We start from the raw sequence: 20490 nt of genomic DNA, 5'->3' as shown, positions 1-20490 counted from the left end.
GGAGGCGCGGTGATATCGTCGTCCCAGGAAACGGCGAGAGCGGACCCATGACCTTCGAGCAGGTTATTACGGCACTGGTGCAGGTCGTCGAGGCGGTCGGCGCCGCCATCATGGTGTTCGGCGGGGCGGCTGCCTTCCTCGTCGCCGTGCCGCGTGCCCTGCGGGCCGACACCAGGGCCGGCGCGTACCAGAGCCTGCGCAGGAACCTCGGCCGGGCCATCCTGCTCGGCCTGGAAGTGCTGATCGTGGCGGACATCATCCGCACCATCCTCGTCACAACAACGGTGGAGAGCGTGCTGGTGCTCGCCGCGATCGTGCTGATCCGAATCCTCCTGAGCTTCTCGCTCGAGGTCGAAATGGACGGGGTCTGGCCGTGGGCGCGCTGGCGCCTGGCCTCAGGCCGCGCCGCGCCTGGCGCGCAGCCGCCAGAGTGAGGTGACTTCGTTCGAGCGGGCGGCGTGCAGCGGGTCGCTGGCGTCGGCGGCGCGGGGATGCGTGGGCCGGGTGTCGAGTCTCTCCACGACCTCGAGGCCGGCATCGTCGATGAGGCCGAGGAGCTCCGCGCGGGAGCGAAGCCCGAGCAGCTCGGCGATGTCGGAGATGATCAGCCAGCCCTCCCCGCCCGGCTCGAGGTGGTCGGCGAGGCCGGCCAGGAAGCCGCGCAGCATCCGGCTGTCGGGGTCGTAGACGGCGAAGTCGGTCGACGTGACCGCCGCGGCCGGGATCCAGGGCGGGTTGCAGACGACCAGCGGGGCGCGTCCCGGCGGGAACAGGTCGGCCGGGACGATGTCGACCCGGTCGCCCAGACCCAGGCGCTGGATGTTCGCGCGCGCGCAGGCCAGCGCCCGGGGGTCCTGGTCGGTCCCGACGACGCGCGCGAGACCGCGCCGGGCCAGGATGGCCGCAAGCACGCCGGTGCCGACGCCGATGTCGAAGGCCAGGCTGCCGGCGGGAAGCGGAGCGGACTGCACCAGCTCGAGGTACTCCCCACGAATGGGCGAGAACACGCCGTAGTGCGGGTGGATGCGGGCGCCGAGCGCCGGTATCGGCACGCCCTTCGTGCGCCACTCATGCGCCCCGATCACACCGATCAGCTCGCGCAGCGAGGTCACCGACGGCCCGTCGGCCGGCCCGTAGGTCTCGGTGCAGGCCAGGCGAACGTCGGGCGCCCGGCGCAGCGGAACCGTGTAGTCCGCCTCGAGCGGCACGAGCACCAGGCCCAGCACCTGCGCGCGGGTGAGCGCCTCGCTCCGTGAGCGCCGGAAGGCGGCGGTGAGGTCCTTGTCGGCCGGGCGCCGCCCGCGGTCAACCCGCCGGCCGAGTGCCTGCAGCAGCTGGCGGGCGCCCAGGAAATCCCCTCGCCACAGCATCCCGGTGCCCGATTTCGCCAGGCGGTAGGCCACATCCGCGGTCAGCGTGTCGTCGGCGATGACCACTCGCCGGGGCGGCTCCCAGCCGCTCTCGGAGCGCCACAGCGCCGAGCGCTGCTCCCCGGCTTCCTCCCAGCGGATCTCGGTCACAGGGCGGGTCTGCCCCTTCGGACGGGGAAGCGCGCCCGGTTCGTGCTCGCTGGCGTTTCGCATTGCATCCCCTTCGGACAGGGCTCACTCCGGTGAGCTCGGCCATCGTCTTGAGTATCGCAGTCGGCGCTGTGGGGATGGCCGCGACGAGGGCTGCGCAGGTTCGGTGCCGCATCCGCGCTTCGCAATTCGACGGACGTATGGCCCGGATGGCCCGGGTGAGGCCGCAGCGGGCTCATTTGGGCACATTCTCCGTCTATTTCGGTGACGACAGGCAGGCTGGCCGCGCCTACGCAGTCCAATAGGACTTACTCCGGCAGGTGGGGATCGTCACCGGTCGAACCGGTCAAGATTCATGACCTTGTGCCACGCGGACACGAAGTCGCGTATGAACTTCTTTTCAGCGTGCTGGCTCGCGTAGACCTCCGACAGCGCACGCAGCTCGGAGTTGGTCGAAAAAATGAGGTCGGTGCGACTTGCGACCCACTTGAGCTCGTCAGTGTGCCGGTCGCGGCCCTCGTAGGTCGCCTCCGTCGTGGCGTCGTCTGGCTTCGGCGCCCACACGGTGTCCATGTCGAGCAGGTTGACGAAGAAGTCGTTGGTCAGCGAGCCCGGTGTCGAGGTGAGCACGCCCATGGGGGATCGGCTGTGGTTGGCGCCGATCACGCGCAAGCCGCCGAGCAACACTGTCATCTCAGGGGCACTCAGGGTCAGTTGGCCCGCACGCTCGATGAGCAGAACTTCCGACGGCAGTCGGTTGCCCTTGCCGAGGTAGCTGCGGAATGCGTCCGCTGTCGGTTCGAGCACGGCGAACCGTTCGGGGTCGGTCCACTCCTGCGTCGCATCCGTGCGTCCCGGCCGGAACGGGACCTCGATGTCGTGACCGGCCCGGGCGGCAGCATGTTCGACCGCGGCGCACCCGCCAAGCACGATCAGGTCGGCAAGCGAGATCTTCTTGCCGCCACGCTGGGAATCGTTGAACTGCTTGCGGATCTGCTCAAGTGTGCCCAGCACCGTTACCAGCGTTTCAGGCTCGTTGACATCCCAGCGTCGCTGCGGTTCGAGACGGATGCGGGCACCATTCGCCCCACCGCGCTTGTCGCTGTTTCGGAACGTGGAAGCCGAAGCCCACGCCGTGGAGACCAGTTGCCCCACCGCCAGGGACTCGAGCAGTTGGCTCTTTAATGCAGCGATGTCGTCAGCATCGACGAGCTCGTGGTCGACGTCGGGCAGGGGGTCCTGCCAGATCAGTCGTTCGGACGGGACGAGTGGCCCCAGGTAGCGCTGGGTTGGGCCCATGTCGATGTGCGTGAGTTTGAACCAGGCCCGTGCGAACGCATCCGCCATCTGGTCTGGATTCTCCAGGAATCGCCGCGCGATCGCCTCGTATACTGGATCCTCCCGGAATGCGAGGTCCGTGGTGAGTACCGTCGGGACATGGGTCTTGGACGGGTCGTGGGCGTCCGGGACGGTGCCGGCACCGGCACCGTTGCTCGGGATCCATTGCCATAGCCTGGCAGGGCTGAGCGTCACCTCCCACTCGTAGGCGAACAGTGTCTCCAGGAAACTGTTGTCCCATGTGGTCGGGGTGGGTGTCCAGATCCCTTCGAGCCCACTGGTGATGGTGTCGGCACCGTTGCCCGTTCCGAAGCGGCTTGCCCAGCCCAGGCATTGTTGCTCGAGCGGCGCGGCGTCGGGTTCGGGCCCGAGGCAGGTGCCGGGGTCGGCCGCTCCGTGGGTCTTGCCGAACGTGTGCCCGCCCGCAATCAGCGCGACGGTCTCCTGGTCGTCTAACCCCATGCGACGGAACGTCTGACGAATTTCGCGGGCGGCGGCTATCGGGTCGGGCACCGTGGCTGGACCCTGCGGATCGACGTAGATCACTCCCATCTCGCTGGCCGCTAGGGGCTTGTCCAGATCCCGGATGCCGCTGTGCCGCTCGTCGGCGAACCACTTGTCTTCTGGCCCCCAGTAGGTCTCGTCGGCCTCCCATGCATCCTCCCGGCCACCGCCGAACCCGAACGTCGTGAAGCCCATCGATTCCAGCGCACGGTTACCCGCGAAGATCATCAGATCGGCCCAGGAGATCTTGTGGCCGTACTTCTTCTTCACCGGCCACAGGAGTCGGCGCGCCTTGTCCAGGTTGCGGTTATCAGGCCAGCCGTTCAACGGGGAGAAGCGTTGCATTCCCGCGCCGGCACCTCCCCGACCGTCACCGACGCGGTAGGTGCCAGCACTGTGCCAGGCCATCCGCAGCACAAGCGGTCCGTAATGTCCGAAGTCGGCGGGCCACCAGTCCTGCGAGGTCGTCAACACCCCGTCCACATCGCGTGCCAGGTCCTCAAGGTCCAGGGAGAGGAACTCCTTGGCGTAGTCAAAGTCCTCGCCCAACGGATTGGCGGCGCGGCTCGGTCGAGCTAGGCACCTCAGGTCGAGCCTACGGGGCCCGCCGTCATGTGGGTTCCCGCTTTCCGCGGGATGATTCCGCCGGTTGGGCGACTGACGCGCGTTCACGGTCTGGCTGTACGTACGGTCGACGTAGGCGTCAGGGCTTCCAGCCATGGCTACTCCTTCAGGCGAGCCTCGAAGGACTCAATGTGTGACTGGATGTCCGGTGAGGCGTTGAACACGAAGCCGTGCCGCCGGTCAGCGTTCACCGCGATGGACGACTGGGAGCGGATCGGGGGGATCCAGTGCCGAGGAGCAGATCGGAGCGTTCTTCAGTAATCGTCACTGGACATCACCTCCTCATTGAAAATCACATACGTGATTACCGAACTCGTTGCGCAAGGCATATTCAGAGTCCGCTCGCTCATCCGAGCCAGTTGACGGATAACCGTATGCCCACCCGAACCGCGACGATCAGACACAACCGCCGGATCGTCACACCATGCCGCTCAGCCGCCTCAACGTGCCGTTCGTCCTGAACCGTCCCGGTTTTCAGGTCCTCAGCGGTCTCTTCGCTCGTCGGGTCGGGCCGTTCATCATCAAGGATGAGGTCACGGTGCCGGCTTTGATGGATGTGGCAAGGTGGACCGCATGACCACTTCAACGGACCTTACAGTCGCGTCCCTGACCTCCGGGCAGCTCACGGCCCTGCACGAGTCCTTCTCGGCGGACCCCGCCCTGAAGCAGAGGCAAAATGCCATTGTCCGCATCAGCGTCGATGAGCTCGCCATCGACCACCAGGTGGCGACGTCCCTGTCCACCACCGTTTCAAACCGCATCGACGACTGGAAAGTCACCAACCAAAAGAAGTCCGGCCGCTGCTGGCTCTTCGCGGCACTGAACCTGCTGCGGGTCGGCGCCAAGCAGACCCTGGGCATGAAGGAGTTCGAGTTTTCCCAGAACTACGCCATGTATTTCGACAAGCTGGAGCGCGCCAACTACTTCCTGGAATCCATCCTGGAAACCGCTGAACGCGGCGAAGACGACCGCCTGGTGCAGTACCTGCTGCAGACCGTCCTGGGTGACGGCGGCCAGTGGAACATGGCGGTGAACATCTTCCGCAAATACGGGGCCGTGCCAAAGTCGGCCATGCCGGAAACCGAGTCCTCCTCCAACACGGGCCGCATGAACGCTGTCCTGCGCTCCCTCCTGCGCCGCGGGGCGCAGGAGCTGCGCCGGCTCCGCTGCGACGGCGACACGGCCGGGCAGGAACAGGCGAAGGCCCGGATCATCGCCGACGTCCACCGCATCCTCGCCCTGCACCTGGGCACCCCGCCGTCCGCCGTCGACTGGGACTACACCGATGATGCGAAGTCCTTCCACCGCGAGGGCATCCTGACCCCGCAACAATTCCTGGCCAAGTACACCACCATCAACCTCGATGACTACGTCTGCCTGGTCGACGACCCCAGGACGGAGCATCCGAAGGGAACCACCCTGACCGTCGAGCACCTGGGCAATGTGGTCGACGCGGAACCGGTGCTCTACCTCAACGTGGACATCGACCTGGCCAAGCAGCTGGCCAAGGACGCCATCCTGGACGGGGAACCGGTCTGGTTCGGGTGCGACGTGGGCCCGCAGATGCTCCGCAAGGACGGCATCTGGGATGCCCGCCTGTACGACTACGCAGGGCTCTATGGTGCCGAACTGGCCATGGACAAGGAGGCGCGTGTCCGCTTTGGCGAATCGGCCATGACCCACGCCATGCTCCTGACCGGCGTTGACGTGCTCGACGGCGAAACGCGCCGCTGGCGGGTGGAGAACAGCTGGGGCGACGAAGCCGGCGACCAGGGTTTCTTCACCATGGCGGACAACTGGTTCGACGAGTACGTCTTCGAGGTCGTGGTGAACAAGTTGCGGCTGTCCCCGGAGCTGCGGCAGGCGCTGGACGCCGAACCCACAGTGCTGCCGGCCTGGGACCCCATGGGAGCACTGGCATAGGGACCTCCGTTATCCGTCCAACCACCCCGCCGCGGGAAGACATCCGCGGCCCCCACCGATCGAGGAGAACCATCATGACACTGACACTTGCGGACGCCCGCACCATCATCACCGCCGCCGAGGCCAAGGCCTCGGAGATCGGCCAGCCCATGAACATCGCCGTCGCCGACGCCGGCGGCAACATCATCTCTCACGTCCGGATGGACGGCGCCTGGCTTGGCGGCATCGACATCTCCATCAACAAAGCCTTCACCGCCCGGGCCTTCGACATCCAGACCAAGGACCTGGGCGATAACTCCCAGCCCAACCAGCAGTACTACGGCATCCACGCCAGCAACCACGGCCGGATCGTGATCTTTGCCGGCGGCATCCCACTCACCCGCGACGGCGAAGTGGTCGGCGCCGTCGGCGTCAGCGGCGGCTCCGGCGAACAGGACCAGGCCGTCGCCGAAGCAGGCGCCAAAGCCCCTCAGGCATAACCCACCCTCCGCGGGCTGCCCTGCCCACATCACCGGGACAGGGCAGCACGGGAGCCGAAATCCCGAGTCGGTGAACGTTGCCGTGTGACCTCTGGTGCTCTGTGGCGGCGTTCTGTGATCGCTAGGTGCACGATAAGTTTGAAAGTCCCCGTGGACATCCACGCGCTCAAACAGCGTCGACGGTGAAAGACACGTCGTTCGTAGAGGGCTGCCTGACGATGGCGTTGTGGCGGCGTGATCATATGGAACGGCCGGTGCGTCCCGGGATGATCCATCACGAAGAACTCACCCTTCGCGACGGGCCCGCTGACGACCCTGGCTGACGTCGATGCCCTCACCTTCGACTGGGTCGATTGGCACAACAACAGGCGGCTCCACGGCATCCTCGGGCCCGTCCCGCCCGAGGAATACGGGATCAAACGGCTCGTTCCAAGACGAAGCCGCCAACGAAACGGCGGCATGAAAACCGCGACGGTTCGGGACGAGCGGCACGTTGAGGCGGGTGAGCGGCATGGTGTGACGGTCCGGCGGTTGTGTCTGATCGTCGCTGTTTGAGTGGGCATACGGTTATCCCTCAACTGGCTCGGATGAGCGAGCGGACTCTGAATTTGCTGTTGCGTAAAGAGTTCGGTAATCACGTATGTGATTTCAATGAAGAGGTGATGTCCAGTGACGATTACTGAAGAACTAATTACTGAAGAACTGATTACTGAAGAACGCTCCGCTCTACTGACCAGGCTCGGCTTGGACGGACAGAACAAGGCGTCCATGGGTCGAGTGTTGTCGACCGGCTCGATCGCTGAGGCGACCGAGCGTGCTGACGGCACGATGGAAGCGACGATCCGGATCTCGGAAGACGAGATCTGCTGGGAACCAGCGATCCTGGTCCTGCCGCACGGCGGTGATCTTGAACTGACGGTCATTAACGATGACAAGAACACGCACTCCTGCCTGCTGCCGAGTAATGGCGGCCCGAAGTACCTCGGGTTGGTGAACCACGGGAAGGGCCGGGCGACGATCCGTCTGGATGGCCCGGGCTACTACTGGTACAGCTCGCCGGGAGGCAATGACGAGGGCCGCGGTCTGACCGCCGCAATCGTTGTGCGGGGCGAGGTTCCCCCAGAAGCCCGGCTGGATCGCCCCGACCAGCCCCGCCCATAGGAATAGAAAGGGATTGAACCGATGACAATAGAATATGTGGACGCTGGCGAGGCGATCAACCATAGCGCACTGAGCGCCATGCCCGGTATCGCGCCCGCGGTGACGGACAACGTCGATTACGAACGGCTCCTGAAGGCGCGTTCGGAGTCGCAGAACTGGCTCACCTACTACGGTGACTATGACGGGCAGCGGTACAGCCTGCTGGACCAGATCAACACCGAGAACGTGAGCAAGATCGCTCCTGCCTGGATCTTCCAGGCTGGGCAGTCTGGTCACATTGCAGGTGCGTCGACTTACGCATTCGAGACCTGCCCATTGATCGTGGATGGCGTCATGTTCGTCACGGGCTGGGATGGCTGGTTCTGGGCTCTCGACGCGGTGACGGGCAAGGAGCTCTGGCGCTACAAGCATGCGGTGCCCTTCGATGTTTCGCTCTGTTGTGGCAACGTCAACCGAGGTTGCGCGGTGGCCAATGGGAAGGTCTACTTCGTGACCCCGAACGCCCAGTTGGTGGCGTTGGACGCAACCAACGGCGAGAGGGTGTGGCAGAAGACCATCGGCGACGTGCGCTCGGGTGAGAGTGCCTCGCTCGCTCCGACGGTCATCAAGGACATGCTCATCACTGGCAGCGCCGGCGGCGAGTTCGGTGTGCGTGGCCACATCGATTCCTGGGACCTGGAGACCGGCGAGCAGCGCTGGCGCACGTACACCGTGCCCAAGCCTGGCGAACCGGGCTCGGAGACCTGGCCCGCTGACGGGGAGGCCTGGCAGCGCGGTGGTGGGAACCACTGGGTTACTGGGACTTTTGACCCGGAGACAAACCTGTACTACGCGGGCACCGGCAACCCGGCACCGGATTTCGACGGCGGGGTTCGCGAGGGAGACAACCTCTATACCGACAGCGTTGTCGCGCTGGACGTCGACACAGGTGAGATCAAGTGGCACTACCAGTTCACTCCGCACGACCTGTGGGACTACGACTCCACGATGGAGATGACCCTGTTCGAGCGCGATGGCAAGAAGTTGCTGGGTCACTTCGACAAGAACGGCTACTTCTTCGTGCTGGACCGCACCAACGGTGAGCTGCAGCACGTCACTCCCTTCGTTGACCGGATCGACTGGGGTGTCATCACCCGAGATGGGAAGGTGACTCCACGGAAGTACCCGGACAAGGAGGGCGAACCGGTCCATTTCTACCCCGGCCCGGCCGGTGCGAAGGAGTGGACGCACGCGGCGTACAGCCCGAAAACCGAGCTGTTCTACGTGCCAGTGGCCGACGTGGGCGCTACCGCGACCCGGCGGCGTCGGGAGTTCAAGGAGAGCATGCCGTATTGGGGCGCTGCTGTTGTGGTGGACATCGACGACATGGCCGGGTCGGTCAGCGCGTTCGACAGCCACGGTGAGGAAAAGTGGCGCTGGCGCATCGATTACCCCATGGCCGCGTCCGTGCTTGCTACAGCAGGCGACCTGGTGTTCGCGGGCACCCCGACCGGTGAGTTCGTCGCACTGGACGCCCGAACCGGTGAGCAGTTATGGGAGTTCCAGTGTGGTAGCGGCCACCACGGCAGCTGCTCGACCTACAGCGTCGACGGCAAGCAGTACGTCGTCGTCCCAGTCGGTTGGGGTGGATGGCTCGAAGGCATCATTCCCGGAATGCTCGGCGCGGGCCACGGCAGCGCGTTGATCGCCTTCGCCCTGCCCGGCTGATTCCTATCCAAGTACCCATCCAGAGATCGAAAGGAGAAAAGGAACATGATCGTTGATAACAATCTGCAGAAGTGGGAATCGCCCACGCTCGCGGAAATCCGCGTGTCCGCTGAGGTAACCGCTTACGCGGGCACCCTGGACAAGTAAGCGAATCTGATGGGGTGCCGGGCCAAGTTGGCCCGGCACCCCATCAGATTCACGGCGAAAGGGTGTGATGGTGATGTGGGCACGTGTACTGGGATCGGCAGCCGGCGGAGGGTTCCCGCAGTGGAACTGCGCATGCCCTCAGTGCCGCGCGGTACGGAGCGGCTCGCGACCCTGTGTCCCACGCTCCCAGTCGTCCATCGCGGTGAGCGCTGACCGGCAGCAGTGGTTCCTGCTCAACGCCTCACCGGACATCCAGTCACACATAGAGTCTTTCCCCGCCCTTCATACCGACGACGGCCAAGTTGCTCGGCTGCAGGCCGTTCTACTCACCGACGCCGAGCTCGACCACACGCTCGGCCTGCTCCTGATGCGGGAGGGTCGCGGACTCGAGGTGCACGCGACGGAGTCGGTGTACGAGACCCTCACCACCGGAACCGGGATACTGCGGACGCTCGAAGCGTACTGTCCGGTCACGTGGCGGCCGGTGGTCCCCGGCACCGAGGTGGTGCTCGGCGACGGGCTGTCGTATTGCGCTTTCGACGTCCCCACCAAGAAGCGGATGCGCTTCACCGGGGCTGCGGCGAAAGGTCGGGTCGTGGGCTACCGCGTCACCGACACCACCAGCCGTCGTAGCTTGGTCTATCTCCCGTGCGTGCAGCAGCTTACGCCCGACATTCTCCAAGAGTTGGCGGACTGCTCCACCTTGCTGGTCGATGGCACCTGCTGGCGTGATGACGAGATGCCCAGCCTCGGCCTGGCTAGCAAGACCTCGCGCGACATGGGACATGTACCGATCGATGGGCCGGGCGGCAGCCTGGAGCTGCTGTCGCCGCTACCCATCGATCGCAAGATCTACATCCATATCAACAACACCAATCCGATTTTGCTCGACGATTCGCCGGAAAGACTGCATCTCGACCGGCATGACATGGAAGTCGCCGTGGACGGGCTTGAACTACAGATCTAAGGAGCAATGATGACGGCACTACTCACACCCGATGAACTTGAGGAGACGCTCCGCGCGCACGCCAAGCAGTACCACAGCGAGCATCCCTTCCATCGTCGGATGAACGAAGGACAGTCAAGCCCCGAGGAGATCCGGGGGTGGGTGGCCAATCGCTTCTACTACCAGGTGAACATTCCCCGGAAGGATGGGGCGATCCTCAGCAGCTGCCCAGACCGTGAGGTACGGCGCCGCTGGGTCCAGCGCATCATTGACCACGACGGCACCACGGAGGGAACCGGCGGGATCGAGTCGTGGCTGCGTCTCAGCGAGTCCGTTGGCTTGACCCGTGAAGAGGTCGAGGATTCACGGCACCTGCTCCCCGGTGTGCGATTCGCCGTCGATGCCTACGTCACCTTCACGCGCACCCGGCCATGGGTGGAGGCGGTGGCATCCTCGCTGACCGAGTTGTTCGCACCCAACCTGATGGCAGAGCGGCTCGCGGCATTCGAACGCTACTACACCTGGATCGACCCAGAGGGTCTCTCCTACTTCCGGGCGCGCATTACCCAGGCGCCCCGCGACTCAGAGCACGGTCTTGAGATCGTGCGGAAGCACTGCGTCACCCCAGAAACGCAGGCAGCCGCGGTGGCGGCGCTGTCTTTCAAGTGCGACGTGCTGTGGAGCATGCTCGATGCGATTGACCAGCCTTATACAAATCACTGACGAGGACGCCCGGCCGCGGTTGGCGCCGCACGTGCGGCTGGCCTTCAATGCCGCGCGCGGGGAATACGCGCTGCTCTCACCGGAGACGGTTTGGGTCATCAACGCCACCGGCGCCGCGATCGTGGAGCTGTGCGACGCCCAGCGGACTGTCGCAGAGATCAGTGCCGAACTGCGCGGCCGATACGACCAGGTCGCCGAAAACGACGTCCGAAGCTTCGTGGCCCTTCTCGTCACCAAGCACGGTATGGAGGTACACCATGGATAAGCCCTACGGGCTGCTAGCTGAGCTCACATACGCCTGCCCGCTGCAATGCGCCTACTGCTCCAATCCGCTCGAGCTCGACGCCTATAGTGACGAGCTGAGTACCGAGGAGTGGCAACGAGTATTTACCGAAGCCGCCGAACTGGGTGTGCTTCAGCTGCACCTCTCGGGCGGCGAGCCGCTGCAGCGCCACGACATCGTCGACTTGGTGCAGTGCGCCACCGACCTGGGCCTGTACACCAACCTGATCACTAGCGGGCTCGGCTTATCCACCCGTCGCGCCGAGCAACTCCGCGAAGCAGGCCTCGACCACGTCCAGCTCAGCATTCAGGCCGATGAGCGCGACCTGTCCGACAAGATCGCCGGCACTATCTCGTTCGAGCGCAAGCAGGTGGCCGCGCGGCTCGTCAAGCAGCTGGGCTGGCCACTCACCCTCAACGTTGTGCTGCACCGGGAGAACATCGACCGGATCGGCGGCATCCTCGATATGGCGGTGGCGATGGAGGCCGACCGCATAGAGCTGGCAAACACGCAGTATGCCGGCTGGGCAGGGCACAACCGCGACGAGTTGCTGCCGAGCAGGGACCAGCTGGAGCGCGCGGAGGCGGTGGTACGGGAGGCTCGAGAGCGGCTCGGGGACAAGATGGAGATCATCTACGTCATCCCCGACTACTACAGCAAGTACCCTAAGCCCTGCATGGACGGCTGGGCCAGTCGCCAGTTCACCGTGGTTCCCAACGGCGAGGCTCTGCCATGCCCGGCCGCGCATGAGTTGGCCCGCGCCCTTGACATACCCCCTGCCAACGTGCGCGAGCACCCTCTGGAGTGGATCTGGGAGGAGGCACCACTGTTTCAGCAGTACCGCGGCGACGCGTGGATGCCGGACCCGTGCCGCAGCTGTGATCGCAAGGAGATCGACTTCGGCGGCTGTCGCTGTCAGGCCTTTGCACTCACCGGCGACGCCGCCCGGACTGACCCGGTCTGTCACCTCTCTCCCGACCACGGTCTGGTCGAAGCGGCGGTGGAGGCAGCAAACGACCCGATGCGGCCGCAGGACGGCTCGCTGACTCCCCGCTCGAAGGTGATCCGCACGAAGAAACGGGCGACCGCGGCGACGCAGGAAAGGATGGCGAGAACGCCCGTCCCGCTGTCCCCCACCGTGTTGAAGGGCAAAGCATGATCGCGCTGATAGCACTCGGATTCGTCCTCAGCATGGACAACTTTCGGACATCGATCGTGCTCGGGGGACTCAAACCGACCTGGCGCCAGTCCATGAAGACGTCCCTGATCTTCGGCGTGTGGGATGGCCTGGCACCGCTCGTCGGGATGCTGCTTGGTGCGTTCTTGAGCACCAAGATCTCCGACACGGCCGAGATGATCGGGGCGGCCGGCCTTGCCGGATACGGCGTGTGGCTCATCGTTAAAGCGATCCGGTCACCCGAGCGGGTGGACCCTGACATGAAGATGGCCAGGCGGTGGCTGCCCGTGCCGTTGAGCCTCGACAACGTGGCCGGGGGCGCGGCCCTCGGCCTCGCAGGCTTCACGCCATGGCTTGCGCCCCTCCTGTTCGCGTTCACCACCGTCGTGATGTCGTTCGCCGGACACCAGATCGGCCGCACGATCGCCCACTTCGTTCCCCGCATCCGTACGGATCTGTTGACCGGGATCGCGGTCCTGCTGATGGCTGGCCTGATGGCCACGGGCGTGGGTGACTTCTGATGGCGGACATCGACGTGCGCGACCGGGGAGACGACAGTGCGCGGCCAATGTGCTACCAGTGCCTGCAGCCCTACACGGCGGTGGATGCCGACCGGCACACAGAGCCAGTCAACTGCGATGATTGTCCCCGCTGCAAGAGGATGCCCGCTTGCTACACGTGTCGGAACATGTACTGCGCCTGCGAAGTGCACCAACACTGAAGGGCCCAGCGCGACGAATCGTCGCCAAACGAGCACTCGATTCTCACAGCCGTCCGGCACCTGCTCGCCGAAGGCGAGTGCTACCGTAACCCCCAAACCTCAGATACTCAGCGCACGACGTACCGCGCTAACGTTCCGCCGGGACACCGGTACCTGAGTGTTCTCGGCATTGTCCATGACCAGAACCAGTTCGCCCTTTTCTCGACGTTCGACCTCCCGAATACGGCTAAGGTTGACGAGATATTGACGGTGTACTCGCAGGAAACTTCCGGTGTCGGCCAGTTCGTTGTCGAGTTTGTCCAGGCCGGATAAGGCAGCCCGTAGCCTGCCTTCATCCGTAAGCAGCCACACGTCGCTGCCGTCCGATTCGGCTACTGTGACCTCTGACGTCCCCAGCAGCACCATGCGGTTCTCCTCGCGGAGGGCAACTATTCGACGAGATTGTCCCAGCAAGACCCCGCCGGATTCTGCCAGCGGGAACTGCTCGCCAGCGAAGCCACCAAAGGAGATCAGGTGTCCGATCAAATTGCAGTGAAGGAAGACGGGGCGAATTCCGATCGATGCTGGTTCGCCAGCGAGAGGGATGAGGATCTGCGTCGAGCCGGTCCATTCCGGGTCTGAGCTCGCCCGCTTGGTGGCATAGCGGGCGGCGTGGATGAATGACGGGAGCTGCGGAGTCCAGCGCACCGCGGGGTTAACCGCGGGGGTGTTGCCGGGTACGCCGAGGATGACGCTCGCCGCGTCGTCGGCGATCACTACCCCGCCTGCCGTGTCGACGGCGACGAGTGGCTCGTTCGGCCGTCCCCCGGCGTGGGAGAAGGCGGCGAGCAGCTCGCTGCCACTGTCGTGGGCGCGCTTGCGCAAACTGTTCTGGGCGTGGGTGGCAGCGTTCTCCAGCCATTTCTGAGCGGATAGTGGCAGGTCACTGCGCCAACACGAGATGTTCAGGACGGCGAGCGGCTCCCCGCCCACCACGTTCCGCACCGCGACGCCCCCGCAGGACCAATCGTGGAAGGCCTGGCACCAGTGTTCCGATTGCCTGATCAGAACCGCGTGCTTGGTTTCGAGTGCAGTGCCCATGCTGTTCGTGCCCACCGCGCTCTCGGACCAAGAGAACCATGGCGCGAGGCCTCCCTCGGTGGCGATCGAACGGGTGTTCTTGTCGCCCCAGGCGGCCAGAATCCTGCCGCTGGCGTCGGCGACGGTCACAACGCCTCCGGCGTTGGCCACCTCGTTCGCCATGGCGGCAGCACGAAAACCCAGCTCCGCGAAGACGACATCCTGGTCGAGGGAGTGCGGGACCTGTGAGACCGCGTTAGGTGCCTCGGACAGAAACGGGTCGATGTGGTACTGATCCCGGGATCGCTGCCAGGAGATCGCCACTTCTGGCCGCACGCCGTAGACATCGTCCTCTCCCTCAACGAATCGTTCCCACGCGCCGTAGACCTCGGTCGTGGTCAAGTTGCGGGATGTCGGCTGGGTTCGCTGGTCAACTGGAATGGTGCACTGCCTTAGGGCTACTCATCAAATCGCACGGTCTACCACGATAGCCAAAACACCAACTTCGGGCGGGCATCGCCGGTGCAGACTGCTGCCCAGCTCGATGCATGAGCCGGGCGGCGCAGTGAGTGCTCCCGCGGCGCATCCACCGAACGCGATTCGCTGGAGACTACATTCGCTGGAGTACTGAAAGACCATATGTTGTGGCCACGCTATTGGCAAGTGGAGATACTTCCCCCGGGGGGGGGGGGGGTGAGCCCCTGCCTACCCAAACGGGTGGTTCAAACCATCCCGAATCAGCGTTTCCCCCACCCGCAAATGACAGGAGGATGGATGCTAGGCACATTCTTGGAAAGGCAGTCCGATGCGGCAAACCTCAGATTCTTGTCTTGACACGTGGATGGGCAGTGAGGCCCTCGCCGAGTCCATGATTCCGGTGATTGGCCGGCTGTACCGCGAAAACAACGTCGTGACCAGCATTCATGGCCGGAGTTTGATCAACAAGTCCACTATGAACATCCTCAAGGCGCACCGCTTCGCGCGCCGGATCAGTAAGGACGAACTGCTCCTGGAGGAGACTTCCCCGTTGTTGAACACTTTGGCGCAGCTGCGGCTCGGCTCGGCCGCGATCGACATCGCGCGCCTGAACCAGAAATTCAAGGAGGAGGGCAACGGTGCCACCTTGGAGGAATTCCTTCGTGTCGAACTCGACGGGATCGTGGGCGAGCACGGCGGCGACGACCGTACCAGCACCGACGTCGTGCTCTACGGCTTCGGCCGGATCGGCCGGCTGCTGGCCCGCCTCCTCATTGAAGGGGCCGGTGGTGGCCATGGCCTGCGCCTGCGCGCCGTTGTGGTCCGCCGCGGGTTTGACAACGACCTTTCCAAGCGTGCCAGCCTGCTGCGCCGTGACTCGGTTCACGGTTCCTTCGAGGGCACAATCCGGATCAACGAGGATGCCAACACCATCACGGCCAACGGGGTCCAGGTGCAGGTCATCTACTCGGACAACCCTGCCACCATCGACTACACCGCCTACGGCATCACCAATGCCCTGGTGGTAGACAACACCGGCCACTGGCGTGACGCTGAAGGACTGTCCCAGCACCTGCAGAGCAAGGGTGTTGCACGGGTACTGCTGACCGCTCCGGGCGAGGGTTTGCTGAAGAACATCGTCCACGGCATCAACCACGGCACCATCAAGGATTCGGACCGGATCGTGTCCGCGGCGTCCTGCACCACGAACGCCATCACTCCGGTGCTGAAGGCCATTAATGACCGGTTCGGCGTGATCCACGGCCACGTGGAAACTGTCCACTCGTTCACCAATGACCAGAACTTGATTGACAACTTCCACAAGGGTGCCCGGCGCGGCCGCTCCGCCGCGCTGAACATGGTGATTACCGAAACCGGGGCCGCCAAGGCAGTGGCCAAGGCGCTGCCCGAGCTGCTGGGCAAGCTCACGGGCAGCGCCATCCGTGTCCCCACCCCGGACGTTTCCCTGGCCATCCTGAACCTCAGCCTCGAAAACGGAACTACCAAGGACGAGGTGAACAACCACCTTCGTGAGATGTCGCTGCACTCGGACCTGCGCGAGCAGATCGACTACATTGACTCACCGGAGGTGGTCTCCACCGACTTCGTCGGTTCCCGTCGTACCGGCATCGTGGACGGCCTCGCCACCGTTTCCACGGACAAGAACCTCATCCTCTACGTCTGGTACGACAACGAGTTCGGTTACAGCTGCCAGGTGGTCCGCGTCATGGAAGAGATGGCTGGCGTGAACCGGCCGTTCTTCCCCGCGACGGATGTCGTGCGGGAGGCCATGTCGGTGCTTGCCGCCGTGGGGTCGACCTAGCATCCGTCCTCCACCCCACCATGTCGGCATGATCAGCCAAGCACGATCCGCCGCCGGTCAGGGTTGGCTCAGCGTGGTGCTCTGCTTATACGCCCTCTCCCCGGATTTGAGCTGAAACATGAAAATTGGAATTCTCACCAGTGGTGGCGACTGCCCCGGATTGAACGCGGTCATCCGCGGCGCCGTACTTAAAGGCATTGCCATCCACGGCCACGAGTTCGTGGGGTTCCTTGACGGCTGGCGCGGTGTGGTCGGGGGTGACGTCATCGGCATCCCCCGGACCTTGGTCCGGGGGATCGCCAAGCAGGGCGGCACCATTCTTGGCACCTCGCGCACCAATCCCTTTGAAAACGGCGGCGGCCCTGATGTCGTCAGAGACCACATGGAGCGGCTGGTGGACAACGACCTTGAGGCGACGGACTACAGCGTCGGTTTCGACACCGCAGTGCAGATCGCCACGGAAGCCATCGACCGGCTGCGCACGACCGCAGAATCTCACCACCGGTGCATGATCGCAGAAGTAATGGGCCGGCACGTGGGCTGGATCGCGCTGCACGCAGGCATGGCGGCCGGTGCCCACGTCATCCTCATCCCGGAGCAGAAGGTCAGCATCGACCAGATCACCCAGTGGGTGGAGGAGGCCCACACCCGCGGGCGCGCACCGCTGGTAGTGGTGGCCGAAGGGTTTGTTCCGGAGCACATGGAAACCCCGCACTCCGAGCGCGGCCTGGACACCTTTGGCCGTCCGCGCTTGGGCGGCATTGCGGACCAGCTGGCCCCGGAGCTGGAAGCCCGGACCGGCATCGAAACCCGCGCCACCATCCTGGGTCACATCCAGCGCGGCGGCGTGCCGTCGGCCCTCGACCGGGTCCTGGCCACCCGCCTGGGCATGGCTGCCATCGACTCGGTGGTGGAGGGCTTGTGGGGCACCATGGTGGCGCTGAATGGAACGGGCATCGAACACGTGGGCTTCCAGGACGCCCTGGGCCAGCTGAAGGTTGTTCCGCAGAAGCGCTACGACGAAGCCGCGGTCCTGTTCGGCTGAGCTTCCTGCGGAATTCGTCAGGCGGGCGGCCTCCTTTTCGGATGACCCCGAGCCGCCGTGGAACACGAGGTCAAACGGGGTCGCCTTGCCCAGCTTGGCACCGCCCTGCTCCTGGATGTCCTTGAGGATCTCCGGGCGCAGCTTGACGTTGCCCGGCTTGTACACGCCGTGCACATTGCCAAACGTCAGGGCCGTGATGTAGCGGCCGTTCTCACGGAGCCCAGCGCCTCAACCGTGGCCAGTCCGTCGGCAACCGTGGAGTAGAGCTTGTCGTTGATGGCTTTCTCCACGCCGTTCTCCTCGCCGCCGACGGCGCCGATCTCAACTTCAAGAATGATGTGGGCGGCCGCGGTGCGGGCCAGCAGCGGGAGCACAAAGTCGTCCAGCTTGTCCTTGGGGCAGTGGTCCGTGTGCAGCGCCGCCAGTGGAAACCTGGATGATGCCGTCGGATCCGGCACGTGGTGACGCGTCAAGTTACTCGGCAACCTCGCCCGTGGCCTCGTACGTGGCGATCTTGCCGATGCGGCGCTCGTGGCGCTCGGCATTGCTGAAGGGCTCAGCCAGGAATGCCTCGATCAGTTCGGTGGCCTCCTCGACGGTGTGCTGGCGACCGCCCACGGCCACCACGTTGGCGTCGTTGTGTTCGCGGGCCAGTCTTGCCGTGTCGAGGTTCCAGGCCAGGGCCGCGCGCACGCCTATGACCTTGTTTGCGGAGATCTGCTCGCCGTTGCCCGAGCCGCCCAGCACTATGCCGAGGGCGTCCACGCCCGAGGCTTGGTCGGCCACGACGGCGGACGCGGCCTTGATGCAGAATTCTGGGTAGTCGTCCTCGGCGTCGTAGGCCGTGGGGCCGTGGTCCACCATCTCGTAGCCCTTGGCGCTCAGGGCGGTGACGAGGTGGGAGCTGAGCTCCATGCCGGCGTGGTCGGTTGCGATGTGAACGCGCATGAGTGGTCCTTCAGACTTGGGGTGAAGTGTTGTTGGGGTGAAGTGTTGTTGTCGCGAAGGCAAGCTGGCCCTTGGCGCGCAGTGACTCGATGGCGTCCGCAGGCGAAGGCCTGCCGTACACGGCCGATCCGGCTACAAAGACGTTGGCACCAGCCTCCGCGGCCCGGGTGATGGTGTCCTCCGTGATGCCGCCGTCGACTTGGATGGCCACGTCCACCCCGGAACCCTCGACTGCCGCGCGGGCACGGCGGATCTTGGGCAGCACAATATCCAGGAACGACTGCCCCCCAAAACCGGGCTCCACCGTCATGATCAGCAGCATGTCCAGCTCCGGGAGCATGTCCAGGTACGGTTCCACCGGGGTGGCCGGGCGCAGTGCCATGCCGGCCTTGGTCCCCCTGGCCCGCAGTTCGCGGGCGAGCTTGATGGGGGCGTCGGACGCCTCGACGTGGAAGGTCACCGAGTCCACCCCGGCGTCGGCATAGGACGGCGCCCAGAGGTCGACATCGGCAATCATCAGGTGGACGTCCAACGGCACTGGGCTGACCTTTTGCAGCCGTTCCACCACCGGCAAGCCGATGGTGAGGTTCGGTACGAAGCGGTTGTCCATGACGTCCACGTGGACGGCATCGGCGTCGGCGATGCGAGCCAATTCGGTTTCGAGGTTGACGAAGTCGGCGGAGAGGATGCTGGGGTTGATGCAGCACTTCAAGGGTGAAATGGACAAGGTGTCTGCCTTTCGGTAGCGGTCAGAGGGTTAGGATGCTTTCCCGGGCGGTGGCGAGGGCGCCTTCGACGTCGGCCAGGAGCTCCTTCCAGCTGGCGACGAACTTGTCCAGTCCTTGGGATTCCAGGAGGGCGACGACCTCGTTGTAGGAGATGCCGAGGCCTTCGAGGGCGTTGAGCACGCCGTTTGCTTCCTCGTAGGTGCCGGTGATGGTGTCACCGGTGACAACGCCGTGGTCGAAGGTGGCGTCGAGGGTCTTTTCCGGCATGGTGTTCACGACGCCGGCAGCAGCCAGTCCGGTGACGTAGAGGGTGTCGGGGTAGGCGGGGTCTTTGACGCCGGTGGAGGCCCACAGGGGGCGCTGGGGGAGTGCGCCGGCTTCGGCCAGGACTGCCCAGCGCTCGGTGGAGAAGAGCTCTTCGTAGACCTGGTAGGCGAGGCTGGCATTGGCAACGCCTGCCTTGCCCTTGAGTGCCCTGGCTTCGTCGGTGCCGATGGCGTCGAGGCGCTTGTCGATCTCGGTGTCCACTCGGGAGACGAAGAACGATGCCACCGAGTGGATCCTGGAGAGGTCATGGCCGTTTTCCTTTGCCAGTTTCAGGCCCGCTTGGAAGGCGTTGATGACTGCGCGGTAGCGCTCCAGCGAGAAGATCAGGGTGACGTTGACGCTGATGCCTTCGGCCAGGGTTGCCGTGATGGCCGCGAGGCCTTCGAGCGTTGCCGGGATCTTGATGTGGACGTTATCCTTATCGACCTTCTTGTAGAGCTGCTTGGCCTCAGCGATAGTGCCTTCGGTATCCCAAGCGAGGCGGGGGTCGACCTCGATGGAGACACGGCCGTCGACGCCCTTGGTGGCGGCGGCAACCGGGGCAAAGAGGTCGCACGCGTCGGCGACGTCGGCGGTGGTGATCTCGAAGATCGTCTCATCGAGGCTGGCACCCTGGGCCGCAAGTTCGGCGATCTTTGCGTCATAGTCCGTGCCGGAGGTGATCGCGGCCTGGAAAATGGACGGGTTGGTGGTGACGCCGACGACGTTCTTTTCGTCGATGAGTTTCTGCAGGCTGCCGCTGGAGAGCCGTTCGCGGGAGAGATCGTCCAACCAGATGGACACGCCGGCGTCGGAAAGCTGTGCGGTGGGAGTTGCGTTGGTCATGGCTCG

The 20490-nt window shown here is 64.6% G+C and carries 21 protein-coding genes and 1 pseudogene; 14 read left to right on the top strand and 8 right to left on the bottom strand.

Features of this window, described 5'->3' with window-relative positions:
* Positions 1–47: 47 nt before the first annotated feature.
* Positions 48–434, top strand: a complete 387-nt coding sequence (locus tag E3T54_RS10550) for a DUF1622 domain-containing protein (protein WP_134475630.1) — start codon at positions 48–50, stop codon at positions 432–434.
* Here the strand turns inward: E3T54_RS10550 and E3T54_RS10545 are convergent.
* Both E3T54_RS10545 and katG read right to left on the bottom strand, forming a co-directional pair.
* Positions 396–1583 carry a class I SAM-dependent methyltransferase gene (locus tag E3T54_RS10545; protein ID WP_134475629.1) on the bottom strand — a complete coding sequence of 396 codons (1188 nt, stop codon included), beginning with the start codon at positions 1581–1583 and terminating at the stop codon, positions 396–398. The genes E3T54_RS10550 and E3T54_RS10545 overlap by 39 nt on opposite strands.
* Positions 1584–1850: 267 nt before the next feature.
* Positions 1851–4082 (bottom strand): catalase/peroxidase HPI, encoded by a 2232-nt coding sequence (katG, locus tag E3T54_RS10540; RefSeq protein WP_134475628.1) that lies wholly within the window; start codon positions 4080–4082, stop codon positions 1851–1853.
* Positions 4083–4410: 328 nt separating this feature from the next.
* Between katG and E3T54_RS16815 the strand changes: the two genes are divergently transcribed.
* The 3 genes from E3T54_RS16815 (at position 4411) to E3T54_RS10525 (ending at position 6388) form a co-directional block, all read left to right on the top strand.
* Positions 4411–4563, top strand: a complete 153-nt coding sequence (locus tag E3T54_RS16815) for a hypothetical protein (protein WP_166804895.1) — start codon at positions 4411–4413, stop codon at positions 4561–4563.
* Positions 4560–5909, top strand: coding sequence for an aminopeptidase C (locus E3T54_RS10530; RefSeq protein ID WP_134475627.1), 1350 nt, complete (start codon positions 4560–4562; stop codon positions 5907–5909). Before E3T54_RS16815 ends, E3T54_RS10530 begins: the two co-directional genes overlap by 4 nt.
* Positions 5910–5983: 74 nt before the next feature.
* The gene (locus tag E3T54_RS10525; RefSeq protein WP_134475626.1) at positions 5984–6388 is read left to right on the top strand and encodes a heme-binding protein; all 405 of its coding nucleotides are present in this window, start codon (positions 5984–5986) and stop codon (positions 6386–6388) included.
* Positions 6389–6673: 285 nt separating this feature from the next.
* Here the strand turns inward: E3T54_RS10525 and E3T54_RS10520 are convergent, their stop codons facing one another.
* Entirely contained in the window at positions 6674–6901 is a 228-nt protein-coding gene (locus E3T54_RS10520; RefSeq protein ID WP_134475625.1) for a hypothetical protein, read from the bottom strand.
* 156 nt (positions 6902–7057) lie between these two features.
* Between E3T54_RS10520 and E3T54_RS10515 the strand changes: the two genes are divergently transcribed.
* The 8 genes from E3T54_RS10515 to E3T54_RS10480 all read left to right on the top strand — a co-directional run bounded on the left by E3T54_RS10515 (position 7058) and on the right by E3T54_RS10480 (position 13053).
* Positions 7058–7549 (top strand): MSMEG_3727 family PQQ-associated protein, encoded by a 492-nt coding sequence (locus tag E3T54_RS10515; protein ID WP_198414466.1) that lies wholly within the window; start codon positions 7058–7060, stop codon positions 7547–7549.
* Between the two features lie 36 nt (positions 7550–7585).
* Positions 7586–9256 carry a PQQ-dependent dehydrogenase, methanol/ethanol family gene (locus E3T54_RS10510; RefSeq protein ID WP_198414465.1) on the top strand — a complete coding sequence of 557 codons (1671 nt, stop codon included), beginning with the start codon at positions 7586–7588 and terminating at the stop codon, positions 9254–9256.
* Positions 9257–9301: 45 nt separating this feature from the next.
* Positions 9302–9403 carry a pyrroloquinoline quinone precursor peptide PqqA gene (gene pqqA, locus E3T54_RS10505; RefSeq protein WP_134475623.1) on the top strand — a complete coding sequence of 34 codons (102 nt, stop codon included), beginning with the start codon at positions 9302–9304 and terminating at the stop codon, positions 9401–9403.
* A 67-nt stretch (positions 9404–9470) separates the two neighbouring features.
* Positions 9471–10370 (top strand): pyrroloquinoline quinone biosynthesis protein PqqB, encoded by a 900-nt coding sequence (gene pqqB / locus E3T54_RS10500; RefSeq protein WP_198414464.1) that lies wholly within the window; start codon positions 9471–9473, stop codon positions 10368–10370.
* A 9-nt stretch (positions 10371–10379) separates the two neighbouring features.
* Positions 10380–11072 carry a pyrroloquinoline-quinone synthase PqqC gene (gene pqqC, locus E3T54_RS10495; protein ID WP_166804894.1) on the top strand — a complete coding sequence of 231 codons (693 nt, stop codon included), beginning with the start codon at positions 10380–10382 and terminating at the stop codon, positions 11070–11072.
* Positions 11041–11337, top strand: a complete 297-nt coding sequence (pqqD, locus tag E3T54_RS10490; RefSeq protein WP_134475621.1) for a pyrroloquinoline quinone biosynthesis peptide chaperone PqqD — start codon at positions 11041–11043, stop codon at positions 11335–11337. Before pqqC ends, pqqD begins: the two co-directional genes overlap by 32 nt.
* Positions 11330–12514, top strand: coding sequence for a pyrroloquinoline quinone biosynthesis protein PqqE (gene pqqE, locus E3T54_RS10485; protein ID WP_134475620.1), 1185 nt, complete (start codon positions 11330–11332; stop codon positions 12512–12514). Before pqqD ends, pqqE begins: the two co-directional genes overlap by 8 nt.
* Positions 12511–13053 (top strand): manganese efflux pump, encoded by a 543-nt coding sequence (locus E3T54_RS10480; protein ID WP_134475619.1) that lies wholly within the window; start codon positions 12511–12513, stop codon positions 13051–13053. Before pqqE ends, E3T54_RS10480 begins: the two co-directional genes overlap by 4 nt.
* Before the next feature lie 299 nt (positions 13054–13352).
* On the opposite strand, the gene E3T54_RS10470 is transcribed toward E3T54_RS10480, so the two are convergent.
* Positions 13353–14714: a DNA-binding protein gene (locus E3T54_RS10470; protein ID WP_198414462.1), complete on the bottom strand. Its 1362-nt coding sequence runs from the start codon at positions 14712–14714 to the stop codon at positions 13353–13355.
* Between the two features lie 403 nt (positions 14715–15117).
* On the opposite strand from E3T54_RS10470, the gene E3T54_RS10465 reads away from it, so the two are divergent.
* Positions 15118–16611, top strand: coding sequence for a glyceraldehyde-3-phosphate dehydrogenase (locus tag E3T54_RS10465; RefSeq protein ID WP_134475617.1), 1494 nt, complete (start codon positions 15118–15120; stop codon positions 16609–16611).
* A gap of 118 nt (positions 16612–16729) precedes the next feature.
* A complete protein-coding gene (locus E3T54_RS10460; protein WP_134475616.1) occupies positions 16730–17656 on the top strand; it encodes a 6-phosphofructokinase in 927 nt (308 codons plus the stop codon).
* Positions 17657–17680: 24 nt separating this feature from the next.
* Here E3T54_RS10460 and E3T54_RS10455 read toward each other — a convergent pair.
* The 4 genes and pseudogenes from E3T54_RS10455 to tal all read right to left on the bottom strand — a co-directional run.
* A pseudogene (locus E3T54_RS10455) lies at positions 17681–18075 on the bottom strand (class II fructose-bisphosphate aldolase); the annotation flags it as partial.
* A 55-nt stretch (positions 18076–18130) separates the two neighbouring features.
* The gene (locus E3T54_RS10450; RefSeq protein ID WP_134475615.1) at positions 18131–18604 is read right to left on the bottom strand and encodes a ribose-5-phosphate isomerase; all 474 of its coding nucleotides are present in this window, start codon (positions 18602–18604) and stop codon (positions 18131–18133) included.
* 10 nt (positions 18605–18614) lie between these two features.
* The gene (gene rpe, locus E3T54_RS10445) at positions 18615–19331 is read right to left on the bottom strand and encodes a ribulose-phosphate 3-epimerase (protein WP_134475614.1); all 717 of its coding nucleotides are present in this window, start codon (positions 19329–19331) and stop codon (positions 18615–18617) included.
* 22 nt (positions 19332–19353) lie between these two features.
* A complete protein-coding gene (tal, locus tag E3T54_RS10440) occupies positions 19354–20484 on the bottom strand; it encodes a transaldolase (RefSeq protein WP_134475613.1) in 1131 nt (376 codons plus the stop codon).
* Positions 20485–20490: the final 6 nt, after the last annotated feature.

The organism is Cryobacterium sp. Sr8, assembly GCF_004403225.1.
In the GTDB taxonomy this organism is placed as follows: Bacteria; Actinomycetota; Actinomycetes; order Actinomycetales; family Microbacteriaceae; genus Cryobacterium; species Cryobacterium psychrotolerans.
Note: the sequence above shows the minus strand (reverse complement) of the source record. Positions and strands in the feature narration are given on the sequence as shown.